The organism is Nonlabens tegetincola (genome assembly GCF_002954355.1).
Taxonomy (GTDB): domain Bacteria; phylum Bacteroidota; class Bacteroidia; order Flavobacteriales; family Flavobacteriaceae; genus Nonlabens; species Nonlabens tegetincola.
Map to the genome: position 1 here is coordinate 89,047 of NZ_MQVV01000016.1, position 15,639 is coordinate 104,685.

Here is a 15,639-nt window from a genome sequence, read left to right on the forward strand (position 1 = left end):
ACTTCAGTTCCTACGGTTTTGGATACTGTTTAGACAAATACATTTAAAAGGTGCAACCGTTATACAATTGCAGGTACATATACAGGTTCAAAAACAAGTTTGTGGTGTAGGGCATGAAGGTTGGTCATTGTTAGGTAACTCAAATTTATAACACTTTGGTTAAATAAAAATACCCCAAAACGGGTATTTTTTGACCAGGATTTCAACAATCAGCCTTGCTAGCCTCTTGTTCTCAGAATCTTCCTTTTATCTAATTACATTCTTGCAAAACACTTATAAGCAGTTAGTTGAAATCAATCATTCTCTTAACAATAACCAATACAGTTTTAAAAAAAGAGCCGTTTTTAATAAACAGCTCTTTCATCATTCATAGATGTTAAAAAACACCTATACAAATTCCTTTTTATTCTGGGTGATTACCCAACAGTAGGTTAAGGATATCAATTGCAGCATCGCTTATTTTGGTTCCAGGTCCAAAAACTGCCGCCACGCCAGCATCAAACAAGAACTGATAGTCCTTTCTAGGGATCACACCACCTACAATAATCATGATGTCATCACGACCGTACTTTTTAAGTTCTTCCATCACTTGCGGTACAAGCGTTTTGTGACCAGCAGCAAGGGATGACACACCTAGTACATGAACATCGTTTTCTACAGCTTGTTTAGCAGCTTCAGCTGGAGTTTGAAACAGTGGTCCTATATCCACGTCAAAACCTACATCAGCATATCCTGTAGCGACTACTTTGGCGCCACGATCGTGACCGTCTTGACCCATTTTGGCAATCATAATTCGTGGTCTACGGCCTTCTTCTTGTGCAAATTGGTCTGCTAGTTGTTGCGCTTTCGCGAAAGCGTGATCATTCATAATCTCTTTTTTATAAACGCCTTGTACACTCTTGATCTGTGCTCGATAACGGCCAAATTCTTTTTCCAGCGCATCAGAAATCTCACCCAAGGTAGCGCGGTGTTTTGCAGCTTGTACTGCAAGCTCCAATAAATTGTGTTCACCCGTTTTAGCAGCTTGTGTAAGTGCTTGTAAAGCGTTTTGTACTGCAGCCTCGTCACGACTAGCACGTATTTGCGACAGTCGTTCTATTTGTTCATTACGTACCGCGGTATTATCAACCTCAAGTGTATCGATCAAGTCCTCGTCGGGACTAGGGTATTTATTTACTCCTACAATAGTATCAATTCCCGAATCTATACGGGCTTGTTTTCTAGCAGCGGCTTCTTCAATTCTCATTTTAGGAATACCAGCCTCAATAGCTTTGGTCATTCCGCCTAGTTCTTCAACTTCTTCAATAAGTTGCCACGCCTTGTGAGCGATCTCGTGCGTGAGTTTTTCTACGTAGTAGGATCCAGCCCAAGGATCTACCGTTTTAGTAATGCCTGTTTCTTCTTGTAAAAACAACTGGGTATTACGAGCTATTCGTGCGCTAAAATCGGTAGGCAAGGCAATGGCTTCATCCAGTGCATTGGTGTGCAAACTTTGTGTTCCACCAAAGGCTGCTGCTGCAGCTTCAATCGTAGTACGAGCTACATTGTTAAATGGATCTTGCTCAGTAAGTGACCAACCACTAGTCTGACAGTGCGTGCGCAGTGCAAGTGATTTGGCATTTTTAGGTTCAAATTGTTTGATCATTTTGGCCCAAAGCATGCGCGCTGCACGCATTTTGGCGATTTCCATAAAGTGATTCATTCCAATCGCCCAGAAAAAGGACAATCTAGGAGCAAAGGAATCTATATCCAGTCCAGCGGCTAGTCCCTTGCGCACATATTCTAATCCATCTGATAGGGTATAGGCTAGCTCTAGGTCACTAGTAGCACCAGCTTCATACATATGATAACCCGATATGGATATCGAATTAAATTTAGGCATGTTTTTACTAGTGTATTCAAAAATATCTGAGATAATTTTCATACTAGGAGTAGGAGGATAGATGTACGTATTACGCACCATAAACTCCTTTAAAATATCATTTTGAATGGTTCCGGCTAGGTCATTTTGATCCACGCCTTGTTCCATAGCGGCCACAATATAAAAGGCCATAATCGGTAGCACAGCACCATTCATGGTCATGGAAACCGACATTTTATCTAAAGGTATACCATCAAAAAGGACTTTCATATCCTCAACACTATCAATAGCAACACCAGCCTTACCTACATCACCTACTACACGATCGTGATCACTATCATAACCACGGTGTGTTGCCAGGTCAAAGGCTACAGACAACCCTTTTTGTCCAGCAGCGAGGTTACGTCTATAAAAGGCATTAGATTCTGTCGCACTAGAAAACCCAGCGTATTGACGTACTGTCCATGGTCTTCTTACATACATGGTAGAGTAGGGACCACGCAAGTTGGGCGCTATTCCTGCTACAAAATCACGATGTTCAACATCATCAATATCATCGGGTGAATAATTGGTTTTTATGGCGATACCTTCGGCAGTGTCAAAACTCGCAGCGCTTGCCACTTTTTTTGAGTCGCCGTTAAAATCTATTTCTAATAGTGAAAGGTCTTTTCTTTTCATTTGTGTGTGCTGTAAGTAGGCTTTTACTCCAGTTTTCAATTAGGCTTGTTTCTCAAAATCTTCTGCCAGTCGTTTAGGGACGATAGGAGCGATGAGTGTTTTTCTAGGTTTGGTTTTTACATAAGGATACAGCTCGTATTCCTCTTGCATTCCTTGATCCTGATTAGGGTATTTATTTACGCCTACAAGAACTCTTTGCCCTGTTTCTATTGCCTCGCGTTCTTTGGCATCACTTTCTTTGAGTTTGCGCTGCACCGTACCGTCAAACAAAGCTTGTACAAATCCGCCGGCTTTTTCTACTTCCTTAAACAAGTTATTGGCTTTCTCGGCTAGTTGTTTGGTAAGGTCTTCTATAAAATAAGCGCCATCGGCAGCATTGTGAATTTTATCAAAGTAAGCTTCGTCTTTAAGTACTAGCAACTGATTGCGCGCTATACGTGTTCCAAATTCATTTTCTTTATTGAAAAAAGCGTCGTACGGTAGGTTATAGATCGTATCGCAGCCACCTAATACAGCACTCATACACTCGGTTGTGGTGCGCAGCATGTTTACGTTATAGTCTAATAAGGATTTGTTACGCAGGCTAGGCGATGCGGTGATGTACGCTTCTAACTCCAGTCCATAGGCTTTACCTAACGACTTGGTTACTAATCGATAAGCGCGGTATTTGGCAATGTTCATGAAGTAATCGCTGCCTATCGCGGTATCGATGTTGATTCTTTTTTCCGCTTTCGCGAAAGCGGATATCATATCATACTGTTCTAGGTGATTCAAATACTCATTTAAATGAGCCATATAGTAAGCCAGTTCCTGCACGGCAGAAGCACCTGCTTGCTGATACAAAATAGTGTTTACCGTAATATTTGAAAAATAACCTGGATGTTGTAGAAGAAAGGCCAACCATTTTTCATGATCGGGTTTTAAGTTTTCAAACCAATTACCGTCACTCGCTAATTGATTGATGATATCCAAATGAACATAGCATTTAGGTTGTGCTTGTTGCAATTTTTCTAAAAACGCAAGGTCCAAAAACTGTGGATGCACTTGAATACCTACACTGGGTAAATCCTTAAACAACACTTCTATATCGATTGAGTTGTTAGGTATAATAAAAAGTACGCCTTCGGCACCTCGAGACAATGCGTCCTTAGCCTTTTCATTGGCTACAGCGGCATCACCTGCATAAATAGATTGGGAAATGTACCAACTGCCTGTTTGCGTAGCACGAGTAGGTACTTGAATAGGAGTGGCGTCATCACTGTGATAAAAAGGTTTGATATCAATACCTTCGGCAGTATGCGTGATTAAGGTCTCGTTATAGTCGGCACCTTTAAGATCTACATGTATTTTTTGTTTCCATTCCTTGGCGGTAACCGGTGAAAATTCTTCAAATAATTTACTCATTCTCTTTTTGTTTAACAGAGTCTGGATGTTCTATGATAAAAACTTCTTCGTTTTGTTTTTTCATTAAGTAGCGTTCTCTAGCAAATTTTTCTAGACCTTTTTGCGTACTTAATTGACTGATGCGTGCACTGTCGCGTTTGATACCTTTTCTAAAAAAGGCAGCATTTTGCTCTTTCTCGGCAATTTGCTTATCGATTTCGTAATGAGAGGTAAACCAGGCATTGGCATCTAGAAATAAAATCCACACAATAAAAAACAAGCTTATAAGCACATACTTGTTGCTAAAAAACTGGTAGTATTTATTCTTTTTGATGGATTTCCAATTCATACCTCACTAAAATAAGCAATTAGGCTATTTTTTGATCAATAATAGTGCGTAAAATTTTAACACCTACTTTATTAAAACGATTGGTAGGTATGATCACATCGGCATAGGCCTTTGTAGGTTCAATAAATTGTTGGTGCATAGGTTTTAAGGTGTTTTGATAACGTTCTAGCACCTCGTTCATATCGCGGCCTCGATCTACAATATCTCGTTTTAACCTGCGAATTAATCGCTCGTCACTGTCACAGTCTATATAAACCTTGATATCAAATAGCTTACGTATTTTAGGCATTGTAAGAATAAGAATACCTTCTACAATTATAACTTGGCTAGGAGCTGTAGGAACAGTCTCGCCCGTACGATTGTGATCTACAAAGGAATAAATAGGCTGGTCAATCGTAATTCCTTTACGCAGTTGTTTGATGTGCTTTTCCAATAAATCAAAATCAATACTTTCTGGATGATCAAAATTGATTTTTACTCGTTCTTCATAACTCAAATGACTAGTGTCCTTGTAATAACTGTCTTGTGAGATGACAGTAACCTCATTCTCTGGGAATTCATGGACCATTTGTTGTACAACAGTGGTTTTACCGCTACCTGTTCCTCCTGCTACGCCTATTATTAGCATGTTAATTTTGTTTTTGCAAAAATAGGATTTTGTTAGGTGACGACCACGTTAATTTACACGTGCTTTGATAAAAACTATTGACAGTTTTCTGAGTCGTTCTTTTGGAATTGTTCATAAGAAATGAAGGCGAGCTTTTTAAGAACCGATAAAGCGATTTATTTTAGCCTAAAGCCGTTTTTTATGTCTATTAAATTAGATCCTAGTTGGAAGGAAATGCTGCGCGAGGAAATTGATGCGCCGTACTTTGAGGAACTTACTGATTACGTTAGAAAAGAATACGAGGAACACACATGCTATCCACCAGGAAGCAAAATATTTGCAGCGCTAGATCGCACTCCGTTTGAAGAGGTTAAAGTCGTTATTATAGGTCAGGATCCTTATCACGGACCAGGGCAAGCTAATGGTTTATGCTTTTCTGTAGCTGATGGTATTGCACATCCGCCTAGCTTGATTAATATTTTTAAAGAAATAACTACCGATTTACAAAGACCTTATCCCAAATCGGGTAATCTAGAACGATGGGCAGATCAAGGTGTTCTACTCTTAAATGCCGTACTCACAGTAAGAGCTGGACAAGCTGGTAGTCATCAAAAAATAGGCTGGGAACGATTCACAGATGCTATAATTAAAAAAATAGCTGATGAAAGAGAAGGAGTGGTGTTTATGCTTTGGGGTGGCTATGCTAAAAAGAAAGCCAAATGGATCGATAAAAAGAAACACCTTATTCTAGAAAGTGGTCATCCTAGTCCATTGAGTGCCAACAGAGGTTATTGGTTTGGAAACCGACATTTTTCAAAATGCAATCAGTATTTACGAGAGCAAATGAAAGAACCTATTGATTTTTAAAAGGCTTACTTAAAATTGAGGATCTGGTTGACGACGTTGATCCCATTTAATATCACTAAGGGCGCTTGCCTTGATACCAATAAAGAAGAACCAAGATTGATTAGGACCAATAGGTGTCCAGTTAAAACTCATTCTGAAACTTTCTAGATCTCTATTGAATCGTAGTGTCGTGAATGAAATACCATTGTTAGCAAAATCATAACCTGTGTTTCCTCCTACAGACCAACGCGGTGACAATTCCACATCACCACTCACCATTAAAGATTGACGGTTGATTTCATTTTGTCTTGCCGCATTATTATACGTCATCGTATAAGCAATATTAAGACGCCACGGAATTTTAAAACGATAACGTTTTTCGTCAACATTCACTTCTTCTGGATCTTGCTTTTTGTTTTATAGTTTTCGGCATAATCCAGTGGTTTTCCAAAGAGGTCGTCCTCTCGACCACCTTGAGATAAAGATCTATTTTCTACTTTTTCATCACCAAGATCATCTTCTTCATCGTCCTCACTGCGAGTAAAGTCCTTGTCACTCAAGGTAAAGTTTAATCGAGCTCCAGCGTTGGTTAATCTAAACAAGCTACCACCGTTATTGATATTAAACTCATCTACACGACGGTTGTTAGCGTCTAGAGCATAAGGATCTAGATTAGCATTTAAGTTTAAGTCAATCTTTTTAGTAATAGGAATTACTGCACTCATATTAATGGGACTCCACTGCAAACTGTCACCAGCGAGGTTATAGGCTGTTTGAAAATTCAAACTTTTAATAAGTTGCACCTTTCTAGGTTCTGTTTTTGTGGTGTCTCGTTCTCGTACCTTAGCCTCTAGATTGTTTTGAACACCTATCCCTATTGAACTAGAGAAGTTGCGTCCTGGTGCGCCAAATAGGGTACGGTCAAATCGGCTCGCAAAACGTTCCTCAGGAAAAATATCTTGACCGCTTTCAGTAAGAACACGATCGTAATATTGATCAAAACTAGGATTTGCCGAATACGAAATATTAGGTCTTATCGTGTGACGTATAGCCTGATACTTTCCCTTTTTATTACTGTTTTCCCACAAACCATATATAGTAGTACCTACACTAGCACCATACCTGTATGTACGATACGAATCAAAACCAGATAGCGTATCAATTTCAGTAGTGGCTAGGCCTTGATCATTAATCACCGCAGTAGTTTTAGTGGTTTGAAATACCCAAGTTTCTTCGTAATTGGCATTTGCCGAAACACTAAAAGGACCTACCTTAAAGTTAGTAGCAACTGGAATTGTGTGTCGAATACCGCTTTGCGCACCTTCAAACATTCTATCAGATAGAAAATCCTCGTCAGTAGTAGTGATTCGGTTTTCAGCACGTACATTATACTGTAGATTGATGTTCTCGATAATCCCTTTCTTTGCACCGAATTTAGGAGCAAATGGGAAAACTCGAGAAACGCTTCCTTGAAAATTAGGTAGGTTCATGGTAACCTCACCAGTTTGTACTAACTGTGAATGAGTTACACCTATATTAAAATTAACCTGAGGTTCTCCTTGAAAGGTTTTAGAATAATTAATCGAACTACTAAAATTGTTGTTTAAGGTAGCCGCTTGATTAATTTGGTTAAAGCTATTGCTATAAAATCTAGAACTACCTAGGTTTACACTAGCACTAAATCTAGAGTCTGGATTTGCCTTTGGATCCTGACTGTGTTGCCAGTTAATGTTATAGATAGTCGATTTTCTAAAGTCTGAAAATCCGCGCTCACTTTGTACCTGATTTTCGTATGAAAATCTAAAATTACCATTGAAGCTGTATCTTTTGGCATAAGAGCTCTCTACTCGAAAACCATAACTACCATTAGTAAAATAATCACCTAATACGGTAAGATCCACATAATCATTAATAGCAAAATAATAACCACCGTTTTGTAAAAAGTAACCCTGATTTACATTGTTACCAAAGCTGGGAACGATTACTCCACTTTTACGTTCCTCGGTCATTGGGAAATAAGCAAACGGTAAACCTATAGGAGTAGGAACATCGGCAATCCACATATTGACAAGTCCTGTTACAATTTTCTTTTTAGGAACAAATTTGATCTTTTGAGCAAGAAAGTAGTATTCTGGATTATCAGGATTTGACGAAGTAGTAAAACGAGCACGCTTCATGTAAAAAACAGAATCGTTCACTTTTTTAGTAGTCTCGGCAAATACATTAAACTCGCCTTGTGTAGTCCTTGAATTATAGGTAAGTGCTTTTTTAGAATCCTTATTAAAAATGATGCTATCTGGTTCTACGACATTAGTTCCTTGAGTAAAGACAGGTTTTTGTTCATAGGCTTGAGTGCTGTCATTTACAATTCCATACGCAAACACATCACCTGTATTATTATCAATCACTATTTTACCAGCTTCAAGCTTGGTATCACCATATTCAATAATGGCATTATCATAGAGTGTAATAATATTGTTACGTCTATCGATACGCTTTCTACTAGCTTTTGAAACTAATTTATATTCTAAAAATGGTTTCTTTTCAGTTGTGGTACTATCTTTTTTAGTACTGTCTTGTGGTTTAATAAGGTCTTCTGCATTAACCTTAAGTTCCTTTTCTTCTTCAGGTTTTGGTTCTTCCTTTACTGGAATAGGCGTGTTGGAGCTAGGTAATTCCTGGCTCCAGCTGTAATTTAAAGCTGTTAAAAAGACGGTGAAAAATAAAAGTGTCCTCAATGGATGGTACAATCTTCTTATTAGTAATTTCGTTACAGAATAGTCTTGTTTTTGAAACGCCAAAACTACGTATAAATTTTGTAGGTAGATGAATTAATTACAGGGATGTATACCGCAGGATAGATCCTATTGAATTACAGTAAGTTGGTAGAAGTACAATAAAGTTTGGTTATTACGCTTTCGCGAAAGCGTACCTATGAGCCAGCTTACCGTTATAAAATGGTATAACAATTGTATAAAGCAAATAACAAGTACGTTAATAAGGAAAACGAATTCGATTTTATGAAGATATATATTGCTCTATTGCTATTTCTAGGTTCTTTACAGCTGCACGCAGGTAATGAACCTGTGGATTCCACCATCACAAAGCCAGCAAAAAAGTTTACCGTAGTATTAGATGCTGGTCATGGTGGTAAGGATCCAGGTAAATTAGTCTCTAGCGTACGTGAAAAGGATATTGCCCTAAAGGTGGTAAAATATTTGGGTAAAGAATTAGAGGATCATACGGATATTGAAATCGTTTATACACGTACAACTGATAAGTTTTTAGAATTATACCAACGAGCAGATATTGCTAATAAGGCCAAGGCAGATCTTTTTATATCAGTTCACTGTAACGCAGCAGCGTCTCGCAGTGCCAAAGGGAATGAAACCTGGGTATTGGGATTACATCGTAACGCCGATAATCTAGAGGTTGTAAAACGAGAAAACGCAGTAATTCTACTGGAGGAAGATTATGAAGAAAAATATGCCGGTTTTGACCCTAATGATCCTGCAAGTTTTGCCAGCAATCTAATTGTGCAAGAAGAATACTTGGACAATAGTATTGAGATGGCGTCCAAGGTTCAATCAAATTTTGAAGCAGATTTAAAACGAAAAAACCGCGGTGTAAAACAAGCTGGATTTGCAGTATTAAGATTATCCTACATGCCTAGTGTTCTTATAGAAACAGGTTTTATTACCAATGCTGAGGAACGTAAATTTTTAAGTAGTTCGACAGGTCAAAAAAAGGTGGCGCACGCCATTTATGATGCAGTCATTAAATACAAAGCAAATCGCAGTCTCAATGATTTTGTAATAGAAGACATTACGGATTTAAGTGAAACAGTTGAATCTAACAATACTATTTATAAGGTTCAAATAGCAGCTAGTAAAAACAAAATAGAGGCAAAGTCATACAATTTTAAAAAGTTACCAGCCATATCTAGAGAACAAGAAGGAGCCATCTACAGATATTTTACAGGTAGTTTTAATGATCTTAAAAAAGCACAAGATTTACAGAAGAAAGCGGTTAAGGTAGGGTATAAATCTGCCTTTATTGTTAAGTATGAAAATGGCGAGCGCAGTCGCTTGTGATAACTCGTTGTTAATATAGTTGTATACTACATAGAGCTTATTATCTTTACATTTGTGAAAATCTGTAAAGATGAAAGTTTCTAAAGAAGTTAAGGTAGGTATTCTTACTGTTGCCTCAATCGCATTGTTTATATTTGGATATCAATATCTTAAAGGTCGTAATTTATTACAAGACGATCGTAATTTCTATGCGGTTTATGACAATGTAGAAGGCCTTACAAAGTCGGCTCCTGTTACTATAAATGGGCTACGAGTAGGAAATATTGACGATATTCAGTTCCTAGATTCAAGTGGAAGATTGTTAGTAAGTTTTCATGTGGACGGCTCATTTAACTTTTCAAAAGAAAGTACAGCGAGTGTATATAGCACTGGTTTAATAGGAGGAAAAGCACTTGCTATCGTTCCCAATTTTTCGTCGGACGGACCTATCGCCAAAGATGGTGACACCTTATCATCTAAGATTGATGAAGGACTACAAGGAAAGGTAATGGATGAGTTCCTGCCTCTTAAGGACAAGATTGAACATTTGATTACCACGTCAGATTCGGTGATGAGTGATTTACACAAGACCTTAAATAAAGATACAAGAACATCAATCACAAACAGCCTTGCCGAAATTGAAGATGTACTTAGAGAGTTTAAAGGGATAAGTCGTAATACAAATCAAATTCTAGGAGATAATAAAGAGGCGATAGATAGGACCATTAAAAATCTCGACAAAACAAGTAGTAATTTTGCAATTATGTCAGATTCATTGGCACAAATTGAACTAGCTGGTACCATTAAAAGTTTAGAAACATCGGTAGGTAAATTCAATAATTTGCTTGATCAGGTTTCAAACGGTGAAGGAAGTTTAGGAAAACTTATGACCGACGACAAACTTTATGTGAATTTAGAAAAGGCAACTAGACAAGCCGAAGAATTATTACAAGATATTAAATTAAACCCTAAACGTTATGTTCATTTTTCTGTGTTTGGAAAGAAACCAGGAGAATATGAAGAACCAGAAAATCGAGACAGATAAAGCACTATGAAGATACTTTCCATCATTGTTTTTGCCCTTATTCTAGTGGCCGCAGTAGGTTTATTCGCTAGAAACATCAAGCGTATGATACGCAACATTAAATTAGGTCGAGAAGTTGATCGATCTGATAATAAAAAGGAACGCATGGCGCAAATGCTGCGTATAGCGTTTGGACAATCAAAAATGGTACGTAGACCGGTATCTGGTTTTCTACATGTGGTTGTCTATATAGGTTTTGTTATCATCAACATTGAAGTACTTGAAATTATAGTTGATGGTTTGACAGGATCACATAGAATTTTTGCTCCATTCCTTGGTGGCTTCTATGACTTTTTAATTTTCACGTTTGAAATACTTGCCTTTTTAGTTCTAGTATCGGTTGTCATTTTTTGGTTACGCCGTAATGTAATGAACATTAAGCGCTTCATGATGGGAGAATTAAAAGGATGGCCTAAAAATGATGCAAATTACATCTTATATTTTGAGGTTGTTCTTATGAGTTTGTTCCTTACCATGAATGCGACAGACTTTATTCTACAAACAAGAGGAGTTGAAGGATATGCACACGCAGGAGAAATATACGGATCATTCCCAATAAGTGGTTTTATAGTTCCTTTATTTGAAGGCATGGCCAATAGTACTCTTATTATCGTTGAAAGAGCTGCATGGTGGCTGCATATAGTTGGTATACTGATATTCCTTAATTATTTATACTGGTCTAAGCACCTACATATATTACTAGCATTTCCTAATGTCTACTTGGCAAAACTTACTCCACAAGGTAAGTTTACTAATATGGATGCCGTAACCAAGGAAGTAAAACTAATGATGGATCCTAACGCAGATCCGTTTGCTGCTCCAGACCCATCAGCAGAGGAAGGAGAACCAGAAAGTTTAGGAGCACAAGATATCTTTGACCTCAATCAAGTTCAATTATTAAATGCCTACACATGTACGGAGTGTGGTCGTTGTACGAGTGAATGTCCTGCAAATATTACTGGTAAAAAATTAAGCCCTAGAGCCATCATGATGAAAACTCGTGATCGTTTAGAGGAAGTAGGAGCGGTGATTAATAAAGAAGGTGAGTGGAAGGACGACGGTAAAACCTTACTGAATGACCACATCACAACCGAAGAACTTTGGGCTTGTACTACCTGTAATGCCTGTGTAGAAGCTTGTCCTATAGGAATTGATCCACTTAGCATCATTATGGAAATGCGCAGGTATTTAGTTCTTGAAAATAGTGCAGCGCCTAATGAGCTTAATATTACGATGGGTAATATTGAGAATAACGGTGCACCATGGCCTTACAATCAAATGGATCGATTAAACTGGGCAAACGAATAAAAGAAATAGATTAAGTGATTTAAATTACGCTTTCGCGAAAGCGTAATCATCAAACAAAATATACAATGAGCGAAGCATTAAAAGTCCCTACAGCAGCAGAGTTTTTAGCACAAGGAAAGCAACCAGAAGTGTTGTTTTGGGTAGGTTGTAGTGGTAGTTTTGACGATAGAGCAAAAAAAATAACCAAAGCGTTTGTAAAACTATTAAATAAAGCAGGCGTAGAATTTGCCGTTCTAGGTGCCGAAGAAAGCTGTACCGGTGATCCAGCTAAACGAGCAGGAAACGAGTTTTTATTTCAAATGCAAGCCATGATGAACATTGAAGTTCTTAATGGTTATGAAATCAAAAAAATAGTAACGGCTTGTCCACACTGTTTTAATACGCTAAAAAACGAATATCCAGAACTAGGTGGAAATTATGAAGTAGTACATCACACCCAATTTTTAAAATCATTAATAGCAGAAAGTCGTTTAAAAATTGAAGGTGGTAAGTTTAAAGGAAAAAAAATTACCTATCATGATCCGTGTTATCTAGGTAGAGCAAATGATGAATATGAAGCTCCTAGAGAATTATTAGAAAAACTAGATGCAGCATTACTAGAAATGAAGCGCAGTAAACGTAATGGATTGTGTTGTGGTGCTGGTGGTGCTCAAATGTTTAAGGAGCCGGAACCTGGTAACAAAGACATAAACATTGAACGTACTGAGGAAGCTCTAGAAACCGGTGCCGAAATTATCGCTGCAGGATGTCCATTTTGTAACACGATGATGACTGATGGTATTAAGGCAGCAGAAAAGGAAGGTAAGGTAGAAGTGCTTGATGTCGCAGAATTAATCGCAAACGCAGAAGATCTATAACATGAAACACCTATTATCTACCATCTTGTTTTTATTACTAGTAATTACTAGTCAAGCACAGCAGTTTAATGAAGAAGGTATCAATACCTTAGCCGACAAGGTTTGTGAGCAACTGACTAAAGATGACATTAACGCTAGTGAACAAGGTCCAGGTGAAGCAGAAGCCTATTTTGAAAAAACCGTAGTTAATGTGGTGATGAAAAACTACAGGCTTTTTAAATCTAAAGGACTAGATATTAATGAACAAAATGGTGAAGCAATAGGTGAGGAAATGGCCATAGTACTTATGGCAAATTGCCCTAAAGCTGCAGAGCTTTTTACAACCATGGCAATAGAGTCTATGGATGAAGAGGAAGACTCAAGTGAATCAGGTGTTGTTGTAGGAACTGTTGTAGGCATCTCAAGCGATATGATTCCTGTAATTACTGTGAGAGAAAGTAATGGGAATATTGTTAAAATCCTATGGCTATCTACTGTAGAAAACTATCACCTGTTATACGACGCAGCAACCGATGGTAAAAAATACCAATTCACTATTTACGAGGCAACTATCTACGACGGTCGTATTCAAGAATATCGCGATATGAACGTACTTGAAATGGTGCAAGGCATTTAAAAAATAAGTATGTCTAACAAATTACCTTATGGAAAAGTACTTATAAGTGCTTTTATAGGTGGAAGCGTGTATGCACTGATAATGAGCGCCTTCTATATTTATATGGAAGAACGCCCATTTAGTTTTATTAAATTCATCATTGATTTAATTTTAGGGATGGCAATTATGTTTGCCGTTACTTATTATAATTACCGAAAAAGAAAATAAAATGCTAGTAGAATTCAATCAATTACCTGATGATGCCAGAGTTTGGATTTACCAGGCAGATAGACCATTTACTGATGAAGAGCTTGAAACTCTTAAACCACAAATGAATGCTTTTCTTAATCAATGGACCGCTCACGGGAAAGATTTGAATGCTGGTGTAGATTATCCCTACAACCGTTTTATTGTACTAGGATTAGACGAGTCAAAGGCAGGTGCTACCGGTTGTTCCATAGACGCATCGGTTCATTTTATTCAATCCATAGAAAAAGAGTTCGGTATTGACCTTATGGATAAAATGAACGTTACATTTAAAACGGGACAATATCTTGCTCACAAAGATCTTGCTGCTTTTAAAAAAATGGCCAAGGATCGCAGTGTATCTGCTAAGACTATCGTATTTAATAATTTGGTGCAAAATGTAGGAGAATACCGTGAACACTGGGAAGTTCCAGCTAGCGAGAGCTGGCACGCCAGATTTTTCAAGTAACAAAAATCCATTTACCAACTACTGCCATGTCACATGATATTTTTTTACTTAATATTTCTGGACAAGATAAACCAGGACTTACAGCAGCTCTCACCGGTGCTTTGTCGGATTATGGTGCAAAAATTCTAGACATTGGTCAGGCCAATATTCATGAAACCCTTTCATTGGGTATTCTTTTTCAAATTCCCGCAGGAGAAAAATCTGCAGGCGTTTTAAAAGACCTACTTTTTAAATCTTATGAATTAGATATTCAGGTAAAGTTTTCACCAATATCCAATGAAGATTATGAAAACTGGGTAAATCTTCAAGGAAAAGATCGTTATATCATTACGCTGTTAGGAGAACAGCTTACTGCACAACAAATAAGCGCTGTGACAGATGTCATATCTATAAATGGATTGAATATCGATTCTATAAAAAGATTGACCGGTCGTACCTCATTAATTCATCAAGATGAGTACAAGCGTGCATCGATACAACTTTCAATAAGAGGTAAAATTGAGAATAAGGAACAACTGACTGAGAGTTTTATGAAAATCTCAGAACAAATGGATCTTGATATAGCTTTTCAAGAGGACAACATGTTCAGGCGCAACCGAAGATTGGTTTGTTTTGATATGGATTCTACACTCATACAGACTGAGGTTATTGATGAACTTGCCGATCTCGCAGGAGTAGGAGATGAAGTAAGAGCTATAACAGAAAGTGCCATGCGTGGAGAACTTGATTTTTCAGAGAGTTTTAAAAAACGAATGAAGCTTTTAAAAGGTTTAAAAGAGAGTACTCTAAATGAAGTGGCGCAGCAATTACCTATAACAAAAGGTGCCAGAAGACTCATTGAGACCTTGCGTAGTTATGGTTACAAAACGGCCATCCTTTCAGGCGGTTTTACCTATTTTGGAAACTATTTGAAAGAAGAGCTAGGCATGGATTATGTCTATGCCAATCAATTAGAAATTAAAAATGGTGAACTCACCGGTAATTACATAGGTGAGATAGTAGACGGTTCTAAAAAAGCTGAATATCTAAAAGAAATAGCTCAAAAAGAAGAAATTGACATTGCACAAACCATTGCAGTAGGCGATGGTGCTAATGATTTACCCATGCTTAATCTTGCTGGTCTAGGAATTGCCTTTCATGCAAAACCCAAAGTTCAAGAAGATGCTCAAAGCGCTATAAACAGTATAGGCCTGGATGGAGTTTTATACTTTCTAGGATTTCACGATAGACATATTGATTTGATGAATCCGTAATCGTTAAAAAACGGTTTAAAAACCACAGAA

At 37.7% G+C, this 15,639-nt stretch carries 15 protein-coding genes; 9 read left to right on the forward strand and 6 right to left on the reverse strand.

The genetic code is table 11. The annotated features are described in order from the left end of the window. Window positions 1-403: 403 nt before the first annotated feature. The 4 genes from scpA to udk are packed head-to-tail and all read right to left on the reverse strand — an operon-like array spanning window position 404 to window position 4,899. Entirely contained in the window at window positions 404-2,539 is a 2,136-nt protein-coding gene (gene scpA, locus BST93_RS09765) for a methylmalonyl-CoA mutase (RefSeq protein WP_105019274.1), read from the reverse strand. Between the two features lie 39 nt (window positions 2,540-2,578). Continuing rightward, entirely contained in the window at window positions 2,579-3,943 is a 1,365-nt protein-coding gene (locus BST93_RS09770; RefSeq protein ID WP_105019028.1) for a methylmalonyl-CoA mutase subunit beta, read from the reverse strand. Then, window positions 3,936-4,271: an FtsB family cell division protein gene (locus BST93_RS09775; protein ID WP_042280225.1), complete on the reverse strand. Its 336-nt coding sequence runs from the start codon at window positions 4,269-4,271 to the stop codon at window positions 3,936-3,938. The genes BST93_RS09770 and BST93_RS09775 overlap by 8 nt, the downstream gene beginning before the upstream one ends. Before the next feature lie 19 nt (window positions 4,272-4,290). Next, window positions 4,291-4,899 carry a uridine kinase gene (gene udk, locus BST93_RS09780; protein ID WP_042280226.1) on the reverse strand — a complete coding sequence of 203 codons (609 nt, stop codon included), beginning with the start codon at window positions 4,897-4,899 and terminating at the stop codon, window positions 4,291-4,293. Window positions 4,900-5,079: 180 nt separating this feature from the next. On the opposite strand from udk, the gene ung reads away from it, so the two are divergent. Further along, entirely contained in the window at window positions 5,080-5,745 is a 666-nt protein-coding gene (gene ung / locus BST93_RS09785) for a uracil-DNA glycosylase (protein WP_105019029.1), read from the forward strand. 9 nt (window positions 5,746-5,754) lie between these two features. On the opposite strand, the gene BST93_RS14685 is transcribed toward ung, so the two are convergent. Beyond that, window positions 5,755-6,117: a hypothetical protein gene (locus tag BST93_RS14685; protein WP_308736868.1), complete on the reverse strand. Its 363-nt coding sequence runs from the start codon at window positions 6,115-6,117 to the stop codon at window positions 5,755-5,757. After that, on the reverse strand, window positions 6,114-8,525 hold the full coding sequence (locus BST93_RS09790; RefSeq protein WP_308736869.1) for a putative LPS assembly protein LptD: 2,412 nt from the start codon (window positions 8,523-8,525) through the stop codon (window positions 6,114-6,116). Before BST93_RS09790 ends, BST93_RS14685 begins: the two co-directional genes overlap by 4 nt. A 219-nt stretch (window positions 8,526-8,744) precedes the next feature. On the opposite strand from BST93_RS09790, the gene BST93_RS09795 reads away from it, so the two are divergent. The 8 genes from BST93_RS09795 (at window position 8,745) to serB (ending at window position 15,609) form a co-directional block, all read left to right on the forward strand. Next, complete coding sequence (locus tag BST93_RS09795; protein WP_105019275.1) at window positions 8,745-9,818, forward strand: N-acetylmuramoyl-L-alanine amidase; 1,074 nt, start codon at window positions 8,745-8,747, stop codon at window positions 9,816-9,818. A 70-nt stretch (window positions 9,819-9,888) separates the two neighbouring features. Further along, window positions 9,889-10,842 (forward strand): MlaD family protein, encoded by a 954-nt coding sequence (locus BST93_RS09800; protein ID WP_105019030.1) that lies wholly within the window; start codon window positions 9,889-9,891, stop codon window positions 10,840-10,842. Between the two features lie 6 nt (window positions 10,843-10,848). Then, entirely contained in the window at window positions 10,849-12,189 is a 1,341-nt protein-coding gene (locus BST93_RS09805; RefSeq protein ID WP_105019031.1) for a 4Fe-4S dicluster domain-containing protein, read from the forward strand. Between the two features lie 65 nt (window positions 12,190-12,254). Then, window positions 12,255-13,046 (forward strand): (Fe-S)-binding protein, encoded by a 792-nt coding sequence (locus tag BST93_RS09810; RefSeq protein ID WP_042280229.1) that lies wholly within the window; start codon window positions 12,255-12,257, stop codon window positions 13,044-13,046. A 1-nt stretch (window position 13,047) separates the two neighbouring features. Further along, a complete protein-coding gene (locus BST93_RS09815; RefSeq protein WP_105019032.1) occupies window positions 13,048-13,662 on the forward strand; it encodes a hypothetical protein in 615 nt (204 codons plus the stop codon). Between the two features lie 9 nt (window positions 13,663-13,671). Next, the gene (locus BST93_RS09820) at window positions 13,672-13,869 is read left to right on the forward strand and encodes a hypothetical protein (protein ID WP_060522463.1); all 198 of its coding nucleotides are present in this window, start codon (window positions 13,672-13,674) and stop codon (window positions 13,867-13,869) included. Between the two features lies 1 nt (window position 13,870). After that, window positions 13,871-14,356 carry an ABC transporter ATPase gene (locus BST93_RS09825; RefSeq protein WP_105019033.1) on the forward strand — a complete coding sequence of 162 codons (486 nt, stop codon included), beginning with the start codon at window positions 13,871-13,873 and terminating at the stop codon, window positions 14,354-14,356. 26 nt (window positions 14,357-14,382) lie between these two features. After that, the gene (gene serB / locus BST93_RS09830) at window positions 14,383-15,609 is read left to right on the forward strand and encodes a phosphoserine phosphatase SerB (RefSeq protein WP_105019034.1); all 1,227 of its coding nucleotides are present in this window, start codon (window positions 14,383-14,385) and stop codon (window positions 15,607-15,609) included. The last annotated feature ends 30 nt before the right edge of the window (window positions 15,610-15,639 follow it).

Coding starts and splice junctions, on each gene's coding strand:
- BST93_RS09815 (WP_105019032.1), top strand. CDS start 13,048: ATGAAACACCTATTATCTACCATCTTGTTTTTATTACTAGTAATTACT.
- udk (WP_042280226.1), bottom strand. CDS start 4,899: ATGCTAATAATAGGCGTAGCAGGAGGAACAGGTAGCGGTAAAACCACT.
- BST93_RS09800 (WP_105019030.1), top strand. CDS start 9,889: ATGAAAGTTTCTAAAGAAGTTAAGGTAGGTATTCTTACTGTTGCCTCA.
- scpA (WP_105019274.1), bottom strand. CDS start 2,539: ATGAAAAGAAAAGACCTTTCACTATTAGAAATAGATTTTAACGGCGAC.
- BST93_RS09775 (WP_042280225.1), bottom strand. CDS start 4,271: ATGAATTGGAAATCCATCAAAAAGAATAAATACTACCAGTTTTTTAGC.
- ung (WP_105019029.1), top strand. CDS start 5,080: ATGTCTATTAAATTAGATCCTAGTTGGAAGGAAATGCTGCGCGAGGAA.
- BST93_RS09820 (WP_060522463.1), top strand. CDS start 13,672: ATGTCTAACAAATTACCTTATGGAAAAGTACTTATAAGTGCTTTTATA.
- BST93_RS09770 (WP_105019028.1), bottom strand. CDS start 3,943: ATGAGTAAATTATTTGAAGAATTTTCACCGGTTACCGCCAAGGAATGG.
- BST93_RS09825 (WP_105019033.1), top strand. CDS start 13,871: ATGCTAGTAGAATTCAATCAATTACCTGATGATGCCAGAGTTTGGATT.
- serB (WP_105019034.1), top strand. CDS start 14,383: ATGTCACATGATATTTTTTTACTTAATATTTCTGGACAAGATAAACCA.
- BST93_RS09795 (WP_105019275.1), top strand. CDS start 8,745: ATGAAGATATATATTGCTCTATTGCTATTTCTAGGTTCTTTACAGCTG.
- BST93_RS09805 (WP_105019031.1), top strand. CDS start 10,849: ATGAAGATACTTTCCATCATTGTTTTTGCCCTTATTCTAGTGGCCGCA.
- BST93_RS09810 (WP_042280229.1), top strand. CDS start 12,255: ATGAGCGAAGCATTAAAAGTCCCTACAGCAGCAGAGTTTTTAGCACAA.